Genomic DNA, 18,619 nt, shown 5'->3' with positions numbered 1-18,619 from the left:
ACATCATGAGCATCGTCACCGCGACCGGTACGACATGGACCGGCATGGTCCCGATCGACGACACGGCTCTGTCCGTCACCGACACCGGCGGCAGGGGCATCCCGGTCATCTACCTCAACGGCCAGTTCGCCACGCAGGGTTACTGGAAACACGTCATCGCCGACCTCGGCCCGGAGTTTCGGCACATCACCTTCGACGAACGCGGTCGAGGCAGGAAGTCGCAGACCTCGGCCGACTACTCCTTCGAGGCGGCGATTCGTGACGTCGACGCGGTCCTCGCCGCCCGGGGCGTGACCGAGAAGGCGGTCGTGATCGGCTGGTCGTACGGGGCCTTCCTCGCCGCGCACTGGACGAGCCGGAACCCCGGCCGCGTCCTCGGTTCGGTGCTGGTCGACGGCGCACAGCCGCACGACTGGCTGGACGACGCGATGGAGGTGCGCATCCGCAAACTGTTCAAGCGCCTGCGTCCGGTCATGGCCCTCCTGCGCCCGACCGGACTCACCCCGCGGCTCAACGCCGTCCAGCAGGCCGAGTGCAACATCGAGCTCGGGAAGATCGCCCGCGCCGCCAATCTGGGGCCGGTGCTGGACGCCATCACCGTGCCCACGCGCTACGTGCTCGCGTCGGGAGTGTCCACCGGCAGCAAGGGCGAGGAACAAGAGGTCATTCGCGCCAGCGTGAAGGACGTGGTCGAACGCAACGCCAACATCGAGAGCACGAAGGTCCCCAGCAACCACGATCAGATCCTGCGCAGGGAGTTCACGGCGATCGCCGACGCCGTGCGCGAGGTCAGCGCCCACGCCGCCGGCTGATTCATCGCCCGGGCGTGCACCGAACGCGGCGCGTTTCCTGGTGGAGGCGCGCCGCTTCCTGTTCGTCCGGCCGTTTCGGTGCTCATCGAGGACGCTGGCCCGCGCGAGGCTTTGACCGTCTCGACGGGCGGCGAGGACCGTCCAGAAGCACCCGGCCCGCCGCGCGGACATTGAACTAAAACCGCGTGGCATCCGTTTAACTATGTGGAGGGGTGGCTTATCACAACGGGGGTTCGTATGGATCGGGTGCAAATCCGGCTGCTGGGGCCCGTCGACGTCGTCGTCGACGGAGCCGTCCGGCCGGTCTCGGGGCAAAGACGCAAAGCCGTGCTCGCCGTCCTGGCCTTACAGGCCGGGGACGTCGTGAGCACCGAGCGGTTGATAGATCTGGTCTGGGACGGTCGTCCACCCGCGACGGCCGTCAACACGCTCCAGAGTCACATCTCCTATCTGCGCGGGGTGCTGAGATCGAAGGCCGCGATCGTGGCGCGACCTCCGGGCTACGTGCTGGCGCTCGGGCCCGACTCCACCGATGTCGGCGTCGCCGAACGCCTGGTGCGGCAGGGAACCGCCGTCACCGAGCCCGCGCGGACCGCCGCGAGTCTCCGGGCGGCGCTCGACTTGTGGCGTGCCCGGCCACTGGCCGATCTGGCCGGCTCGACCTACTTCGACGACCAGGCCGTCCGCCTCGAACTGGCCCACTTGTCGGCTCTCGAATCGCTGTTCGACGCTCGGCTGGCGATGGGGGAGCACGGCGCCGTCGTCGCCGAACTGGAGCGGCTGGTCCGGGAAAATCCCTTCCGCGAACGCCTCCACGCCCAACTCATGATCGCGTTGTACCGGTCCGGGCGCCAGACCGATGCCCTCACGGTCTACCGGTGCCTGCGGAAGGAACTCGACGATCACTTCGGCATCGATCCGTCCCCGGAGCTGCGGGAGCTGGAGGTGGCGCTCCTGCGCCACGACGGCGCGCTCGCCGCGCCGGCAACCGTAGCGGCGGCCGCACCGGATGCGGTGCCGCGCGCCGCCGCCGCGCCGGTGCCCGGCCAGCTTCCCTCGGCCGTACGGGCATTCGCCGGGCGGCGTGGTCCCCTCCGATGGCTCGACGAGGTCATGACAGGACTCGGCCGTGATCCGGGCGCCGGATCCGAGGTGGTCGTGCTCGTCGGCTCCGCCGGCGTCGGCAAGACCTCGCTCGCGGTGCACTGGGCGCACAAGGTCGCCGCCCGTTTTCCGGACGGGCAGTTGTACATCAACCTGCGCGGGTTCGACCCCGGTGGCCCCGCCATGACGCCCGCGGAGGCCCTGCGACGGTTCCTCGACGCCCTCGGCGTCCCGCCGGAATGGATACCGGCGTCGCTGGACGCCCAGGCCGCCCTCTACCGCAGTGTCCTCGCCGGACGGCGGGTGCTGGTGGTGCTTGACAACGCCGCCGACACCGACCAGGTCCGGCACCTGCTGCCCGGCTCACCCGGCTGCCTCGTTCTGGTCACCAGCCGCAGTCGCCTCGTTCCGCTGGTCGTGACCGAAGGGGCGCGAGCCCTGCACCTCGACCTGATGCCGCCCGCCGAGGCGCGTGAACTGCTGGCCGGGCGTCTCGGCACGACTCGCGTCGCCGCCGAACCCGATGTGGTCGACCGGATCATCGCCCATTGCGGCCGCTTGCCGCTGGCGCTGGCCATCGCCGCGGGACGCGTCCTGACCGACCCGGCCCTCGCCCTGTCCGAGCTCGCCCGCGAGCTGAGCGAGACGCCCGGGCGGTTGACCCACCTCGACGGCGGTGACGCCGCGACGAGCGTGCGCCAGGTCTTCGCCGCCTCCTACCGTGCCTTAGCGGATCGCAGCGCCCGGTTCTTCCGTCTGCTCGGCCTGCATTTCGGGCCCGACATCACCGCGGCGGCGGCCGGGAACCTCGCCGGTGTCCCGGTCGCCGACGCGCGTCGGTTGCTGGCCGAGCTGTGCCACGCGCACCTGCTCGTCGACCAGGGGGGCGGTCGCTACGCCTTTCACGACCTGCTCCGCCTGTTCGCCGTCGAGCAGACCGAAGGTCTCGACCCGGCCGCGGAGCGGAGGGCCGCCGTAGGCCAGCTGCTCGACTACTACCTGCACTCGGCCTGCGGGGCCGCGGTTCTGCTGAACCCGACCCGGGCGAGGATCGAGCCGATCGCCGCTTCCGAGGAGGTGTCCGCCGAGGACTTCACCACCTCCGAAGAGGCCACCGCGTGGTTCGCCGAGGAGCACCTGGCCCTGTTCGCCGCCGTCGAGTGTGCGCCCGTCGCCTTCGACGCACACCGGTGGCGCCTGCTGTGGGCCTTGATGCCCTTCGTCTCCTGGCGCGGCCGGTGGCCCGAGCGGAGGGTGCTGCAGTCGGGCGTCGACGCGACCCGGCGTCTGGGGGATCTTCCCGGTGAGGTCGAGATGGTGCGGTGTCTGGGCATCGCCGCCGATCGGCTCGACCGCAACGACGAGGCCGAGGAGTACTTCACGCGGGCGCTCCAGCTGTCGGAGAAGACCGGCGACCTCGCCGGGCGGGCGCGGGGGCACAGCGACGTGTCGTCGGTCATCGCGCGCCTGGGTCGCCCGGAGGAGGCGCTGTGGCACAACGAGCGGGCGCTCGAACTCTACGAGGCCGCGGGGCACCGGGTCGGGCAGGCGAGGGTGCTCAACAGCATCGGCTGGCTCCGCCTGGAGTCCGGGCAGCACGACGCGGCACTGCCCCTGCTGGTGAAAGCCCTGGAGATGCACCAGGAACTCGGCGACCTGCACGGTGGTTCGATCGTGCGCGACAGCATCGGTTGTGTGCACTGCCGACGGGGGGAGTACCACCGGGCGTTCGGAGAGTTCCGGCTGGCGCTGGCCGGTTTCCGTGAGTTCGGGGACGTCTACAACGAGGCCGAGACGCTCACCCGGCTCGGGGACGCCCACCGCGACGCCGGAGACCTCGCCGCCGCTCAGCGGATCTGGCGGCAGGCCCTGGTCATCTTCGACGACCTCGGCCATCCATCGGCCGAAGAGCTCCGCGACAGGCTCGGGTCGCGAGTGTCCTGAGCGGAGCTCTTCGGTCTACGACGGCGCCGATCACGGCCAGGCGGGTGTCGTCGCGTCGAGGGTCATGACCAGCACCACGTCCTCGATGGCGCCTTCGGCGAACGCGGCCCGCACAGCGGGATTGTCGGGGAAGCGAAGCCGCCAGTCGCCGACGGGAGAGCGTCCCGTCAGCGACTGCCAGGCCGCTCCACCGGGGCGCCTGGTGCCGACGATCCCGCCGGTCGTCGCGACCTCGCCTGCGATGGTGTCCACGTCGCCGGCGGTGTGGGCGAAGGAGGTGACGGTGAGTTCCGCACCGCTCTCGGGATCCTCGCGGACGACGAACAGCGTGAGCTCGCGGACCACGAGTCCGTCGACGTGCGGCGGGAAGTCCGTCGTGGTCAGGGAGAGCGCGGCGTTCATGCGCCGATGGGGGTCGGCGACCGTTTCGGGGTTGCTCAGCTCGTACCAGGCGTCCGGGAACTCGTTGCGCAGGCTGAGCACTCGGTCACCGGTGAAGCGCCGGTCGAGGCGCCGCACGACTTTCTGGCGGTACTGGTCGCTGTGCAGCGCGGTGTACTCGATGGTGAAGAGGACGTCGGCGATCGTGTTGTAGTCGAAGGGGTTGGCGGCCTTCGGCAGTTCCAGCCGCCAGGCGGCCTCGGTCCCCATGCCTTCGAAGGGCAGCAGGGTGCCGTCTTCGGCTTCGAGGTCGAACAGGCCGTTGGCTCCCGCCGGTGAGGTGAACGCGATCGTCTCGGGCTCCCGGCGCAGTGTCACGGTGTCGAAGGGACCGCGCGCGACGACCGTGCGCGACACCCCCGCCGTGGACAGCGTCGCCCGGATGCCGCGCACCGGCGGCACCAGCGCGACCAGCGAGGTCCGGATCCTCTTGACCAGGCGCAGGTAATGTCCGGGGAAGTCCCGGTCGAACTGTTCGGCGGTGGTGGCGAAGTCGAGCACGCCGGTTTCCCGGAACCGTTGCAGTTCCGCGCCGGCCACCTGAGCCAGTGAGAAGGTCTGGGTCATGTGGAGTTTGCGGCGGTCGGTGGCGAAGGCGTGCTCGTCGAGTCGGTGGACGTCTTGCAGGAGACGCGCTGATCCGGTGAGCCCGCGCCGGTCGGCGGTGTCGCTTTCGACGGAGGTGGCGTCCTGCCAGTAGTCGCCGGCGATGAAGCCGACCGGTGGTTCCTGGCGTTCGAAGGCCAGCTGGGCTTGCGCGAGTTGTGCGATGGCGGTGGCGTGCTGGAGGAAGTAGGCGTAGACGCGCCCGAGGACGCCGCTCATCCACTGGTGCAGTTCGGCGTTGGTGAACTTCGTGGCGAGGAACTCCGCGACGGCCTCGGCATGGGTGAGCTGCTCCCAGGTGAGCGCCTGTTCCTGTGCGACGATGAGCCGCTGGTTGATGGCGAGGGAGACCTGCAGTCCGCCGGATTCGACGTCCTTGTTCGCGAGGTCGCGTTGCAGGGTCCATTCCTGCTCGCGACGCTCGTAACCGGCCTGACTCTGCATGATGCCGGCGAACTGCGAGAACATGGCCGCCGTCGACGACGCCGCGTTGGCCATCGCACCCGCCCGATCATGGAACGGGTTGGGACTGAACGTGGCACCGGCGAAGGAGAGAGTGGCGGCCACTCCGTGCAACGCGGCGGCGACGGACATCGACGTCATGGCGGTGATCTCGTAACCGTTTAGTCCCTCGTCGATCCAGTCGTTGTAGGTGTTCGCCTGGATCCGCGCGCGGTCGCGCTGGACCGTCGCCTGCCGGATGCCGAGGTCGGCGGCGGAGACCTTGAGGTCCTGGATCGTCAGCGCGGCCTGCGCGACCCGGAGGTCGTGGCCCGCCTGGAGCAGCCCGTAGGCCTCGGCGTCGGTGCGTTCCAGTGCCGCGAAGTAGGCCGATTCGACCTGCTGGGCGATGCCGACGAGGTTCTTGGCCCGTTCGGCGAGTACGGAGTAGCGGTAGTGGCTGGGCAGGACGGAGCCGTCCCCGGCCGTGGTCGCGATCTCGGCCAGTCCGCCGATGTTGAGCCCGGCGTGGATCTTGGCCAGTCCGACGTCGGCGGTCATGCGGAGAGCCGCCCGGAAGGGGTTGGCCGGGAACGGAACCGCGGGTTGGGCCGGCATCGCCGCCTCCGGCAGGCTGAGGAGGTCGATCGCGCTCTGGTAGAGCACTCGGGCGCGCGCGTTGGCGTCGGGTGTGCTGCGGGCGAACTCGGAGTCGGCGAAGCCGATGAGGCACTCCACAATGGACATGACGGTGTACCTGAGGTAGGCGCCCCGGCGTTTGCGCGCGGTGAAGTGCGGGTTGAGTTCCTTGCCCTGCCCGAGCCAGCCCGGGATGCGCTGGTAGTTCGACGGCTGGGCGTCGGTGGCGTCCAGCGCCAGTCCCGCGTAGACCGACCGCTGCGCCGTGGGCAGGTAGTAGGCGAAGACCGTCTGGTACCAGTCCAGCGCGATGGAGTACTCCCCGACATCCTGGAGCTTCTTGGCCAGTGCGACCGGCACCAGCCAGAACAGCTCCCGAATCACCTGCGGTACCTGTGATTCCCTCGTAATGGGGTTGGTGCTCGTACGCGAGGCCTGCACCATGGCGGCGCACTGTGCGCGGTGGGCCAGGAGCTGCGCGCTCGTGCGCTGGTCGGTCAGGACGAAGTCCACCGGCACCCCCAACGGACCCGTGAGCAGATCGCGCACGTCCGACAGGTACTTCGCCGCGAGTTTGCGAGCGGAGGCCGGGGTGAACCGGTGGGCGTCGGCCAGGGCCTTGGTGAAGACCTCGTAGTCGGCGGTCGGTTCGAGCTTCTGCAAGGTCGAGACCTCGTCCTTGCGGAAGAGGTTGGGCTGCAGCTGGTTCTCCGGGTAGGCGAAGGCTCGCATTGCCGAGACCCAGCGGGGATGGGCGACGAGCCACTCCCATTCGTTGTCGAAGGCGACCTCGTTGGCGATGGTGAGGCGGCTGCCGAAGAGTCCCGCGCGCGCCGACACCAGCAGGCTCTGCACCGAGTCGATGGCCTGCGCGACCCGGTCGGTGCGCTGCCCGCCGATGGCGCGCAGGTCGATGCACAGCTCGCGGGACAACCGTTCGGCTGCCTTCTCGGGGGGCTCGGCGTGCTGTCGGCCGATCTCGCCGATGAGGGCGTCGCGCAGAGCGGGCAGGGCCCGCCGTTCGGCGTCGGTGACGACGCGGGCGAAGTCGGACACGAGGGACGCGGCTTCCTGGCCCCGGGCCTCCAGAGTCTGGTGCCAGCGGGCCATGGTGCTCGCGTCCGAACGCCATGGCGTCACCACCGGGCTCGCGCCCGGGTCGTCGGCAACGAAGGTCGCCGGTTGCAGAACGATGCCGAGCTCGCGTTCCTGGAGCCTCCACTGGGCGAACCGGCCACGCTTGCCGACCTGCACCAGGATCGCCGCGACGTCCTGCCACTCACTGTCGACCGCGACTTCGGCCACCAGCAGCGAACGGAAGGTCGCGAGGAAGCGGAACGCCGGCAGGCTCAGCTGGAAGGGCGCGAGCACCGCGGTGAGATCTTCGCCTTCGGCGTCGCGGTCGGCGAGATCGCTCAGGTCGATGGCGCCGACGACGTCGAGGATCGTTTCGTCGAACACCTTCACCGTTCGGTCCCCGGTGTCGAATCCGGCGTCGATCTCGGCGAGCGAGGCGGTGATCGCATCCCTCCGCGCGCTGAATAGCGTGCGCGCCGGGTCGTTCGGTGCGGTGCTGCGCAGGTTGTGCTCGGTGATCACGTCGGGATCGATCACCGGGAGCGGGCCGTCGTCGCCGTCGCGTTCTTCTTCGTCGAGCCGCCGCCACTGCGAGCGGAGCGCGGTCTGCCGCGACAGCAGGACCGCAGGGACGCCCGACGCGGGCTGCAAGGGGTCGGCCGGCGCGGTGGTGCGGTAGCCGAACCGCTGCTCCAGCTGCGCGTCAGTGACCGCGTCCGGGGCGAAGGTGATGTCGTCGAGGAGGTCGGGACGGGTCGCCGCGAGCTCGATGCCCAGTCTGGAGGCGAGTGCCCGGCGGGTCGCGGGCCCGGCGAGGCGGACCAGCCGGAGTTCCGAGGACGTTGTGCCCAGCTCGCGCAGCAGGGCCTCGTAGGCGACGCCGCGGTGGTGTCGGTCGATGGCGGCGTAGGCCGCCGGGGTGGTCGTGCCGATGTGTCCACGCAGGACTTCGACGGCGATGCGCGCCTGCTGGACGGTGGCGGTCGCGGTCTCGAACACGGCGGGGGCGGTGACCCGGTCGAGTGGCTGGAACAGGCGGGCGGCGAGGTTCGCCGGGCTGGGTCCGGGGGTGGCGCCGTCGACGCTGACGTGGTCGCCGGCCAGGACGAGGAGTTCCTGCAGGTAGGTGGTGGGTTCGAAGAAGCGCTCGACCGGGCCGGGGATGAAGGGCTGGCGCAGCTTCACGGTCACCGAGACGGACTGGTCGAACTCCTCGGGCTCGGGTTCGGGCTCAGGCTCCGGCTCGGGTGGGTCGGGCGGATCGCCGTCGCCGGGGAGGAGGTTAGGTGCGTCGCCGTCGTCGGCGACGAGGATCGGGCCGTCGTCGGCGGTTGCGGCCTCGCCGGTCATGACGCCGGGGTTGTGGAAGGGGATGCGGAAGCCGTGCGCGGTGGCGGTCAGGGTGACGGAGTCGCCGCCCTGGATGCCCGGCGGCAGGGGGCCTGAGCAGCTGAAAGGTTGCTGGTTGTTGACTTTCGCGCCGAGCGTCGCCGCGACGACCTGGCCGCCGGTGCCGAAGCGGACGTCGACGGATTCGAGGGTCAGGCGGGGCCAGCCGCTGCCGGTGATGGTGAGGGTTCCGGTGACGGGGGTGGTGAGGCCGACTTCTTCGCCGGCGACGGGGGTGTCGATGGTCATGGTGAGTGATTGGGCCATTGCCTCGCCTCTCTGCGATCCGGCGGTCAGAACCCGCCGAGAATGATGTTTCTGACGCCGATGTAGAAGTCGGTCGTCACGCGGCGTTCGGTGTACTCGTAGCCTTCTTTGAGGGCTTTGCCGCCGTAGTAGACGCCGGTCCCGGCCATGCAGAGCTTCCAGGCGGGGATGCAGAACACGGCGAATCCCGCACTGCCCTCGTCCTTCGCCGTCAGGATGCCGAGGGCGGGGACGGCCGATGCCGCTGCCGCCAGGGCGGCTTCGGCGGGATCCGGAGTGTCGCCTTCGGCCATGCCGATCAGGTAGGTCAGCGCGATCGCGATCGCCCCGCCGGCGGCGATGCCGCCCATGGTCGAGAGATTGGCGCTGCCTTTTTGCCTGGCTCGTGCGGTAGGCAGACCTGACGGAAGCTCGCGCCAGCGTCGGGTGCGGATGGAGTTCGAGAGTGCCCTCTCCCCGGCGGCGACCTGGGCGCGGGCTTCTCTGAGGATGGTGTTGAGCTCCGGCTTGAGGTTTCCGGTGTCGAGTGCGGGCACCTCATTGATCCGTGGCAGTGCCCGTTCCGTCAGGTAGTCGATGCCGCCTTTGAGCGCTCCGGTCTGAGCGTCGAGGGATCCTCGAAGCTCCTTTCTGCGCTGCAGGAGAACGCCTTCATCGTGCAGCGGGCCGTCTTTCCGGTAGAAGTTCTCTTCTTTTTGGCGTGCCGCGTCGAACTCCGTCTTTCGTGCGGCGAGTTCTTGGTCGACGGTGTCCAGTTCCACTGTTGTCGCTCGGGCGCTTTCGGTGACGTCTCGGATGGCCTCACCGTTTCGGGGAATCGCCTCGTCGTCGACCGGAGCCTGCCCGTGCGGGTCGACCAGCCGCATCGGATCGGCTGCGGCGTAGAGGTACTGGTTGAGCCCGCCCGCCATGCCGATGGGATCGCAGCATGTCCATCGGGCCAGCCATGGCGCGTAATACCGCGCCTGGTGATAGCTCAGCCCGCTCTCCTCGTCCCTTTCCTTCCCGGTGAAGCGATACCGCTTGCGCCCGTAGCTTCCGAAGCTCGTCTCCCCGTAGGGCGTGTACTCCTCCCGGCTGACGAACGCTCCCGCCCCGTCCACCACGACGGCACTGCTCCCCAGGTGGTCGGCCAGGTGAACCGCGACCGCCGGCCCACCGTCGTCCGGGTGCGGCGCGCCGACCCGAACCATCGCGATGCGTTGCCGGTCGTCCATGACGTGGATCTGGTTGTTCGCACCTGTCTTCCAGCGGTGGTGCTCGAACCCGTCACCCACGTAGTGGGTGACCGTGACGCCGCCGCCTTGGCGGCGGACGAGCTTCTTCACCCGTCGCCCGTCGGCGTCGTAGAGGTACTGCGCGTGCACCGAGGGCTCGGCGCCGGCGGTCTGGGTGCCGAAGGCGATGAGCTGGTCGGCGTGGTTCCACCCGAAGTGCCGTGTCGCGGTCTCGCCGACCAGATTTCCGGTGGCGTCGAAGGAGTAGTCGAAGGGGGTCGCGCCGACGGTCATCCGCCGCAAGCGGTTGGAGCCCGCCTCGTGGGTGAAGTCGCGGGTGAACCCGTTAGCCGAGGCGTGCGTGAGCCGCAGCAGGCAGCCTGCGGCGTCATAGGCGTAGGTCTCGGTGTACGGCCGGGTCTTGGTGATGTCGTTCCCGCGCGGCAGGTCCGTCCACGGTGGAGCGGCCGGTACGGTGTCGGTCTCGCGTCCGTTCGCGGTCGCCAGCCGGTACACCGGGTCGTAGGTGAAGCCCCGGTCCAGCGCGTCGGGGCTAACGGGGAGGCCGCAGCCCGGCGTGCGGTCGCGGATGGCCAGGACGTTGCCGACCAGGTCGTACTCGTGGCGCAGATCCTGCAGTACGACACCGTTGCGCTCACTGCGCAGCCGCACCAGCCGGAAGGTGTCCGGGTCATAGGCGCAGCGGGTCACCACGCCGTTGCCGTAGCCGATCAGCGTGCGCTGCCCCCTGGCGTCGTAGAAGATCCGGTCGACGTAGACGGCCCCGTCCAGCAGCACCGAGCGCAGGCCGCCGGCGGAGTTGTAGTGAGCGCGCACCTCGCGCCGCCGGTTCTCGACGTCGGTGGGTAGCAGTTGGCGCTTGATCCGGTTGAGGGCGTCATATTCGGTGCCGGTCCGGTAGGAGACCGTTTCGAGGAGCTCGGTGTCGGGTTTGACCCAGTCGACCTGGAAGGGTGTGACGGTCCAGCCGTTGGCGGCAGCGGCCGCGTAGACGGCCTGCACGGGGGCGTCGGCGATGACCTGGCGCGTGGAGTCGAGCACGTTGCCCTTGAAGTCGACGTGGACGATCATCACGAGGCCGGCCTCGTCGTAGTGGCGTGTCATGCGGCCGAGCAGGTTGTTCGCCTTCGCGGCGGCGCGCGTGGCCGGCGGCTGGGCGGGCGTGCCGCCGTCGCCGTAGCGCAGACGCTGCCGGAGGGTCACCGGGCCCGAAGCGTCGTTGCGCGCCCAGACACGGACCGGCCGGTGCGCCAGGTCGAAGGCTGACAGTGACAGCGCGCCTTTGGTGTCACGGACCTCGATCGTCCCGCCCAGCGCGTCGAGCACGGTGTCGCGGCGGCCGGCATCGATGCCGTCGGCACGCCAGACCCGCCCGGCCAGGTCGTGGTGGTAGGCGAACGCCTCCCGGCCGAGGGGGTCGATGACGCTCGTCAGGTTGCCTTGAATGTCGTAAGAGGACCGCGTGACGATGGGATCCCCGCCGTTGCGCGCGGTCGCGGTGACGGTGCGGCCCAGGGCGTCGACCTCGATGCTCGACGGGGTGTTCCAGTGGCCGCTGTAGGCGCTTGCGGCCGCGCCGTGCGTGCGCCCGGCATTGTCGTTGGCGTCGTAGGTGTAGGTCTCCCACGGCGTCGGTGTGAACACCGCCGGGTCGGCCAGATCGACGGGGACGCCCAGCACGACGCGCTGCTCGCTCCCGTCGGGGTTGAGGGTCTGGATCATGTGGCCGCGTGGGTCGTAGCTGATCGTCGCCTTCCGGCCGAGCTGTGCGTCTCCCGGTGGGGCGTAGTCGAAGCCGGTGGAGAAGAACGGCTCGTACCTCTGCACGACCCGGCCCTTGTTGTCACGGAGCTGCCAGCCGCTGACGACAACGTTCTCAGGAGCGCCGGGCGCCCGGATGCGAGTCGGCGGGACCGGCGCGTTCTGCCCGGTGGGCAGCACACCCCCGCCGAAGACCGGGTCGCCGATCAGCTCGTCCTCAGCCCGGGTCCGCGTCTGGACGACCCTGCCGAAGCCGTCGGAGAACTCCACCGAGACGATCACCTGGTCGCGTTCGGCGGCCGGGACCGCGGTGTCGGTGTCGTGGTGGACCCGGCGGGTCGAGCGGACCGACACCGGTCGCCCCCGCTCGGCGAAGGCGAGCAGGTCGTGGTCCAGCCGGACGCTGGGGGACAGGGTGTCGCCCTCGCCGTTCTTGCCGCGCACGAACTGGCCGGTCACCAGACCCGCGGGGGAGTAGGTCACCGAGGAGGTGTTGCCGTTGACATCGGTGATCGTCTCCACCGCGAGGACGCGGGGGTCGTAGGACGCCTTCGTTTCCAGGCCGAGCGGGTCGACGACGCGGACGGGGTGGAGGTCGTGGGCGTCGTATTCGAAACGGGTCTCGGCGCCGAACGGGTCGCGTGCGGCGGTCGGCATGCCGCGCGCGGTCCGCCCGGCTTCGTGGAAGTCGTAGCGGTGGCGTTCGCCGACGACGTAGTAGCCGGGAACGTCGCCGGTCTCGTGCCGGTAACCGGCGAGCGCCGGTGTGAGGGAGCGGAACTCGGCGGGGTATTCCGCGGGCCAGGACACGGTCCTCGGTTCGAGGTAGGGCGGGGTCGCGCCGAGGCGGGTGAAGTGGTCGTCGGCGAGGACGAGCGACTCGGTGCGGGTGAGTACGCCGAAGGCGCCGAGGCTGCCGAGGGGGAGGCCGACGTAGGCGTCGCCGTCGTAGTGGGTGCGGTGGTGTTCGATCACGCGCAGGTCGGCGGTGCCGGCGAGGACGGTGTCGTGGAGGTCGGGCACACTCGCGCGGCCGTCGTTGCCGACCTCGAAGGTGGTCGTCCGGCAGGCGCGGTCGACGAGGTAGAGGTCGTCGTCGCGCCGGGCGTACTCGGTGCGGGTGGCGGTGGCCGGATAGGGCTCGGTGGCGGTCGGGTCGGCTCGCCGTGGATCGCGTCCGCGAGGTACGGCGACCGACAGTGTGCCGGTGGCCAGGCCGTAGGCGTCGTGTCCGGTGGTGAACGCGAACCGGGTCATGGGGTCCTGGCCGCGTTCCCACTGTGTGGTGCGCGTGGCGATCGGGAAGGGGAAGAAGATCCGGGGCCTGCCGTCATCGCCGGGGCCGGGCGGGGATTCCTCGCGGATGCCGGTGAGGGTTTCGGTGACGGTGTACGGCAGGGCTTGGCGGTCGGTGCCGTCGAGTGCGTAGAGCTCGGTGCGCAGGACGCGGCCGCGCATGGCACGCAGCGCGTCGCGGCGGCCGGATCGGCTCAGCGCGGCCAGGGCGGCGGTGATCTCCGGTGGGCGCGGCAGCATGCTCGGGTCGCCCGTCCAGTACTCGCCGCGCAGGTCGAGCTCGGTCCAGTCGCCGGCTTCGACGGCGGCGACCGGGCCGGGGTGGAACCAGGTCTTGGTGAGGCTCGGCGGGCTGTGGTCCGGGGCGTCGTCGATGGTCTCGGTGTCGAGCCGCTCGACCATGGCGAAGCCGCGGAACTCGCGTTCGACACCGTCCCAGTAGCCGTGGTGGTAGCGGTATGCGGTGACCAGCCTGCCGTGGGAGATCTGGTCTTCGGTCTCCACGGAGGACACGACGTGGACCGGGAAGGGCAGGGGTGTGCGCCATCGCGTCGCCGCTGTGGCCCGGTCGCGGAGGTAGTCGGCCGTCGAGGGTGAATAGTGGACGGTGGTGCGCGCGCCGAGCTGGTTGTCCATCGTGGACAGGAGATGGGGTTTGGTGCCACCGCAGAAGTCCAGGAAGCGTGTGCGTTCCTCGGCGGCCCTGCTCCACAGGAGCCCGTCCATGCCGTTGCCGTGGAGGTCGATGAGCCGGATCTCGTCGGTGTCGACCACGTCGGGCGTGCCGTTGACCGTCACCGGCTGCTCCGTCCAGCCGTTCCCGGAGCGGTTGCCCCACACCAGCACTCGCGTGTGATCGACGTAGACGAGGTCGGCCGCGCCGTCGCCGTCGACGTCACCGAGAAGGACGCGACGCGGGTCGTGGCCTTGGGGCAGGCGCGGTGCCTGGCGCATGTGTACCCGCCGGCCCCAGCGGCCGTGGCCGAGATTGGGGAAGTAGGCGATGTTCCCGTCGCGCAGCAGCACGATGTCCTGGAGGCCGTCGCCGGTCATGTCGGCCAGCCGGACCCGTGGGTCGGTGAAGTCCACCGCCGGCCCGTGGGTTCTCGCGGTACGCGTCCAGGCCAGGCGCGGATCGGGGTCGTTGAACCAGCACTCCATCGCGGAGCCCGACCGGAGTACGTCGGTGAGGCCGTCGCCGTCGAGGTCGATGAGTCTGACCTCGGGGGAGGCGAGGTCGGTGGTGGGCATCTGCGGGAAGGACCGGAAGGAGCGGCCGCTCCACCCGCCGTCGAAACCGAGGGGGAAGTAGCCCGCCCCGCCCGGCCCGGACACCAGCAGATCGGCGCGGCCGTCGCCGTCGGCGTCGAGCAGCCGCACGTCGCGGTCGCCGACGGACGGCGCCTCCCGCATGGCGCGAGGCGCGTCGAAACGGCCGTCACCGCGGTTGCTCCAGTACCGGTGAGTTCCACCGAGCTCGACGAGGTCGAGGAGGCCGTTGCCGTCGATGTCGACCAGGACGGTGTTCGGGTCACCGTGGAGAGCCGGCAGTCCCGTGCCGGTGACGGGCGTGAAGCGCCGTGCGGTGGGATCGAAGCCCGAGTAGGCGAAGGTGACCGGGGGCATGTGCTCGCGTGCGGTGTCGTCGACGCCGACGGCCTGGACCGTGGTCAGCAGCGAGGCCCCGTTGAAGGGCGCGAGCCGATAACCGAGGCGGTACTCCTTCTGCACGCGGCGGACGCCATCGGCGGCGAGCGTGGAGATCCGGATCGCGCGGCAGCGCAGCGTCGTCCTGATCTCGAAGCCGGCACGGTGGTCGGAGAACGGATCGGGGCGATCCTCATGGTCGAATTCGACGCGGACCAGGAACGACGGGTCGGCGCGGTCGCCGTAGTCGGCGTACTCGACGCGGTGGAGGACCGGCCGATCCCAGGTGTGCTCGGCGTCGGATCCCTGGTCGCGCAGGTAGGTGTAGCGGATGAGGTTGCCCAGCGAGTCGGTGGTCTCGGTCGGCAGCCACGCGAACACTCCCGAGTCGTGGCGTGTGACGGCGGGATCCCGCCAGTCCGCGGGAGCCGACAGCGGCCGGACGGTGCCGTAACGGCTGACCGAACCGTCCCTGCCACGCAGTTCCCAGTAGTCGCCGGTCGCGTCCTGGACATGCTCGATGCGGGCGAAGTCGCCCTCGGTCCTCGGGCGATGGCGCACCCGCCCCGGACGGCCGCCGGACACCTCGACGAGGTCCTCGGCGCCCGACAGGACGAAGGTGTCACCGTCGCCGTAGCTCGGCACCCCCCGCGCGGTCTTGCGGGTGACGCCGGGTGAGCTCAGCCGCCAGCCCAGCCCGAACTCGCCGTTTCCGGTACCGGTGCTGTAGGCCAGCGCCAGCTGCGGTGTCAGTCCGCGGCGACCCGGCGGCACCGTGATCGGCACCGAGAAGTTGCCCGTCCCGGTGTGCAGGTCCGCGCTGAAGGTCTCGCCGAGCCCGGTGATCGCGCCACCGCCCTTCGGCAGTGAGATCGCCGTTTCTGTCGCCTGCCCACCGTTTCCGCTCACTTGACCGCTCCCATCGCATCGAGGCCACTGCTGGGAGAGTGGCGACATGCGCTGGAACGGCGCTGATGTGGCGCTGAAACGGGGTGTGGGAGCGGTCGCCGCGCACCTCCGCCACGCTTGAGGAGCCGGTTGTGCCCCGGTCACGACGCTGTCCCACCGAGACACGGCGGAGAGAAAACCCGTGGTGCCCGAGCGTGGCGGTACCTATGCTCAGCCCATGTCGTGGACGGTGTCGCAGCTGGCCGAGGCGGTCGAAGCCGTCGCCGGCGACGTGGCCTTCTCCGGAGTCGTGCGCGTCGACAGGGACGGTGAGGCGGCGTATCAGGCCGCGTTCGGGCTGGCCCAGCGCGGGCACGAGGTGCCCAACACCGTCGACACCCGCTTCGCCGTGGCCAGTGGCGCCAAAGGCTTCACCGCGCTGGCCGTGGTGCGGTTGATCGAACAGGGCCGGCTCGCGCTGGACACCACCGCCCGCTCGGTGCTGGGCGCCGATCTGCCGCTCGTCGCCGACGACGTCACCGTTGAGCACCTGCTCGCCCACCGCTCCGGGATCGGCGACTACCTCGACGAGGAGAGCCTCGGCGACATCGCCGACTACGTACTGAAGACGCCGGTGCACCTGCTCGCCGAGACCGAGGGGTTCCTCGCCGAATTGGACGGCCATCCCACCAAGTTCCCGGCCGGGACCGACTTCAGCTACTGCAACGGCGGCTACATCCTTCTTGCCCTGATCGCCGAGCGGGTCAGCGGAACCGGCTACCACCAGCTCGTCGACGAACTGGTCTGCCGTCCCGCCGGTCTGGCCGACACCGCGTTCCTGCGCTCCGACCAGCTCCCCGACCGCACGGCCACCGGCTACCTGCTGCGGGACGGGCGGTGGCGCAGCAACGTACTGCACCTGCCGGTGCGCGGCAATGGTGACGGCGGTATCTACACCACCGCCGCCGACATGAACTCGTTCTGGGGGGCCTTCCTCGCCGGGCGGATCGTCGGTGCGGAATGGGTGGCCGAGTTGACCCGCCCGCACAGTGCGGTCCCGGCCGAAAAGGCGCGGTACGGGCTGGGATTCTGGCTCGATGAGACGGGCCCGCAGGTGAGGTTGGCCGGCTACGACGCCGGGGTGTCCTTCAGCAGCACGCACGATCCGAGCACGGACGTCACGTGGTCGGTGCTGGGCAACAGCGACGACGGAGCCTGGCCGGTCGCACGTGCCGTCCGCTCGGTCCTGGCCGATTCCGGCCGCTGACGGACCGCGCTCACGCGGAGTTCAGGGTGAGGCTGAGCAGGCCGCACCCGTAGGCTTTCGCGCGGCCGATCCCGTCCTCCACGGCGGTGCGCAGCAGGTCGGGGTCGGTGACGGTGGCCGAGCCGTCGAAGCGGGTGATGGTGTGCTTGATCGGGCGCCGCTGGTCTCCGCTGCGGGCGCTTTCCTGCCGGGCCGAGGTGAGGGTCTCCACGTGCAGGCCGTTGGCTTCGGCGCGTTGCCGCCACCAGTCTTCGGCCTCTTCCCCGGAGAGCATCGTGAGTTTGCCCGCCTTCGCGCCGTAGACGGTGGCGAGGCGTTTGGTGGCGTTGGCCGCGATGCGGTAGTCCAGGCTCATCCCGGCGGTGAGGGCGTCGAGCTGTGGCTGCAGATCGTGGGTCTCGGAGGTGCCGTAGCCGTCGGGCAGCTGCTCGATGCGGGGTTCCTCGCGGGTTTGGACGAGCAGCCGGACCCCGTCCGGGGTGGTCTCGATCCGGTAGAGGATCCCGGCTCGCTGGCGGGCCTGGTCGCCGAGGCCGTCCTCTGCCAGTGTCATCACCCGTTGGTGCATCTTGACGGTGTCGGCGAGGTCGTCGTGGGTGTCTCGTCGGTTCAGGTCGGGGGTGATGCGGGTCAGCCACATGTCACCGGACTCCGTTCAGGTAGGCCAGAAGGCAGGACGGATACTCCCGGCGCGGCGGGAACAAGTACGGGTTGACACTATGCGCGTGACGGCGGCGGTCCGGGTGCGGCGGGTGCGACCGTCTGGAGAGCATTGTTCTAGTCGTCGAGCAGCACCACGTGTTTGCCCGCGCTCGTGCCCGCTTCGAGGTCGGCGTGGGCGTCGCGTACCTGCTCCAGGCCGTGGTAGACCTTGGCGATGGCGACGTGGAGGCGCCCGTCGGCGATGGCCTTCAGCTGGTGGTCGAAGACGTCGGGCGGTAGGTCGGTGGCGTCGCCCCCGTAGACCGTGAGCCGGACGCCGCTGGGGATGTAGGCGAAGGGACTGAACTGGGGGATGACCCACTCGCCGGAGAGTGAGCCGGTGAAGCAGGCCGTGCCGTGGGTGCGGAGCGCGCGGAGTGTGTCGGGCAGGGCGGGTCCGGCCACCAGTTCCAGGGCGGCGTCGATGCCGTCGGGGTACAGCCGTCGTACCTGCCGGGCGATCTCGCCGTCGTCCACGAGGGGGTGGTCGACGCCGATGGCGCGCAGGTCCTCGGCGCGTTCGGGGCGGCGGGTCGTGGACAGGACGGTGGCCCCCATGTCCTTGGCGATGGTCGCGGCGCTGAGGCCGACCGTGGAGGTCCCGCCGCGGATCAGGAGGGTCTGCCCGGAGCACAGGTCCAGGCCGGTGGTGAGTGATCCGTAGGCGGTCTGGAACATCTCGGGCAGCGCGCCGAGGGTCGCCCACGGCAGATCGGACTCGAAGCCGATGACCTGCCCGACGGGAACGAGGGTGTACTGCGCGTAGGCCCCGTCGAAGGACCGGCCCATGCCGCCCATCATGGTGGCCACCTGCTGCCCGGGTCGCAGGCCGCTGTCGGCGGGGGCGGCGTCGACCACGCCCACCGCCTCGATGCCGGGGACGCGCGGATAGGTCACCTCGGGGTCCGACTCGCCTTTGCGCGTGCTCACCTCGGACTCGTTGACGCCGAAGGCCCGCACCTTGATGCGCACCCAGCCCGGTTTCGGCTCCGGTGTCGGCACGTCGGTGACCACGAGCTTGTCGAGGCCGCCGGTATCGGCGATCACGACGGCGCGCATCCGCTCGGCCGCTTCGCCGCTCGCTGTCGTCATGTCGGGCT

General features: G+C 70.2%; 7 protein-coding genes. 3 read left to right on the top strand and 4 right to left on the bottom strand.

Going from position 1 to position 18,619, the window contains the following annotated elements:
- The first annotated feature begins 5 nt into the window (after nucleotides 1-5).
- Together HNR73_RS31895 and HNR73_RS31890 are read left to right on the top strand one after the other, a co-directional pair.
- Nucleotides 6-812, top strand: a complete 807-nt coding sequence (locus tag HNR73_RS31895) for an alpha/beta fold hydrolase (RefSeq protein WP_184791407.1) — start codon at nucleotides 6-8, stop codon at nucleotides 810-812.
- Nucleotides 813-1,049: 237 nt separating this feature from the next.
- A complete protein-coding gene (locus tag HNR73_RS31890) occupies nucleotides 1,050-3,860 on the top strand; it encodes an AfsR/SARP family transcriptional regulator (protein ID WP_184791406.1) in 2,811 nt (936 codons plus the stop codon).
- Nucleotides 3,861-3,890: 30 nt separating this feature from the next.
- Here the strand turns inward: HNR73_RS31890 and HNR73_RS31885 are convergent, their stop codons facing one another.
- Together HNR73_RS31885 and HNR73_RS31880 are read right to left on the bottom strand one after the other, a co-directional pair.
- Nucleotides 3,891-8,720, bottom strand: coding sequence for a Tc toxin subunit A-related protein (locus HNR73_RS31885; RefSeq protein WP_184791405.1), 4,830 nt, complete (start codon nucleotides 8,718-8,720; stop codon nucleotides 3,891-3,893).
- A gap of 26 nt (nucleotides 8,721-8,746) precedes the next feature.
- Nucleotides 8,747-15,571 carry a SpvB/TcaC N-terminal domain-containing protein gene (locus HNR73_RS31880; RefSeq protein ID WP_184791404.1) on the bottom strand — a complete coding sequence of 2,275 codons (6,825 nt, stop codon included), beginning with the start codon at nucleotides 15,569-15,571 and terminating at the stop codon, nucleotides 8,747-8,749.
- Nucleotides 15,572-15,788: 217 nt separating this feature from the next.
- On the opposite strand from HNR73_RS31880, the gene HNR73_RS31875 reads away from it, so the two are divergent.
- Nucleotides 15,789-16,817, top strand: a complete 1,029-nt coding sequence (locus HNR73_RS31875) for a serine hydrolase domain-containing protein (RefSeq protein WP_184791403.1) — start codon at nucleotides 15,789-15,791, stop codon at nucleotides 16,815-16,817.
- Nucleotides 16,818-16,827: 10 nt separating this feature from the next.
- Here HNR73_RS31875 and cas6e read toward each other — a convergent pair whose 3' ends face one another.
- Both cas6e and HNR73_RS31865 read right to left on the bottom strand, forming a co-directional pair.
- The gene (gene cas6e, locus HNR73_RS31870) at nucleotides 16,828-17,457 is read right to left on the bottom strand and encodes a type I-E CRISPR-associated protein Cas6/Cse3/CasE (protein ID WP_184791402.1); all 630 of its coding nucleotides are present in this window, start codon (nucleotides 17,455-17,457) and stop codon (nucleotides 16,828-16,830) included.
- A gap of 137 nt (nucleotides 17,458-17,594) precedes the next feature.
- Nucleotides 17,595-18,611: an alcohol dehydrogenase catalytic domain-containing protein gene (locus tag HNR73_RS31865; RefSeq protein ID WP_239122270.1), complete on the bottom strand. Its 1,017-nt coding sequence runs from the start codon at nucleotides 18,609-18,611 to the stop codon at nucleotides 17,595-17,597.
- Nucleotides 18,612-18,619 lie beyond the last annotated feature (8 nt).

The organism is Phytomonospora endophytica, from assembly GCF_014202425.1.
In the GTDB taxonomy this organism is placed as follows: domain Bacteria; phylum Actinomycetota; class Actinomycetes; order Mycobacteriales; family Micromonosporaceae; genus Phytomonospora; species Phytomonospora endophytica.
Note: the sequence above shows the minus strand (reverse complement) of the source record. Positions and strands in the feature narration are given on the sequence as shown.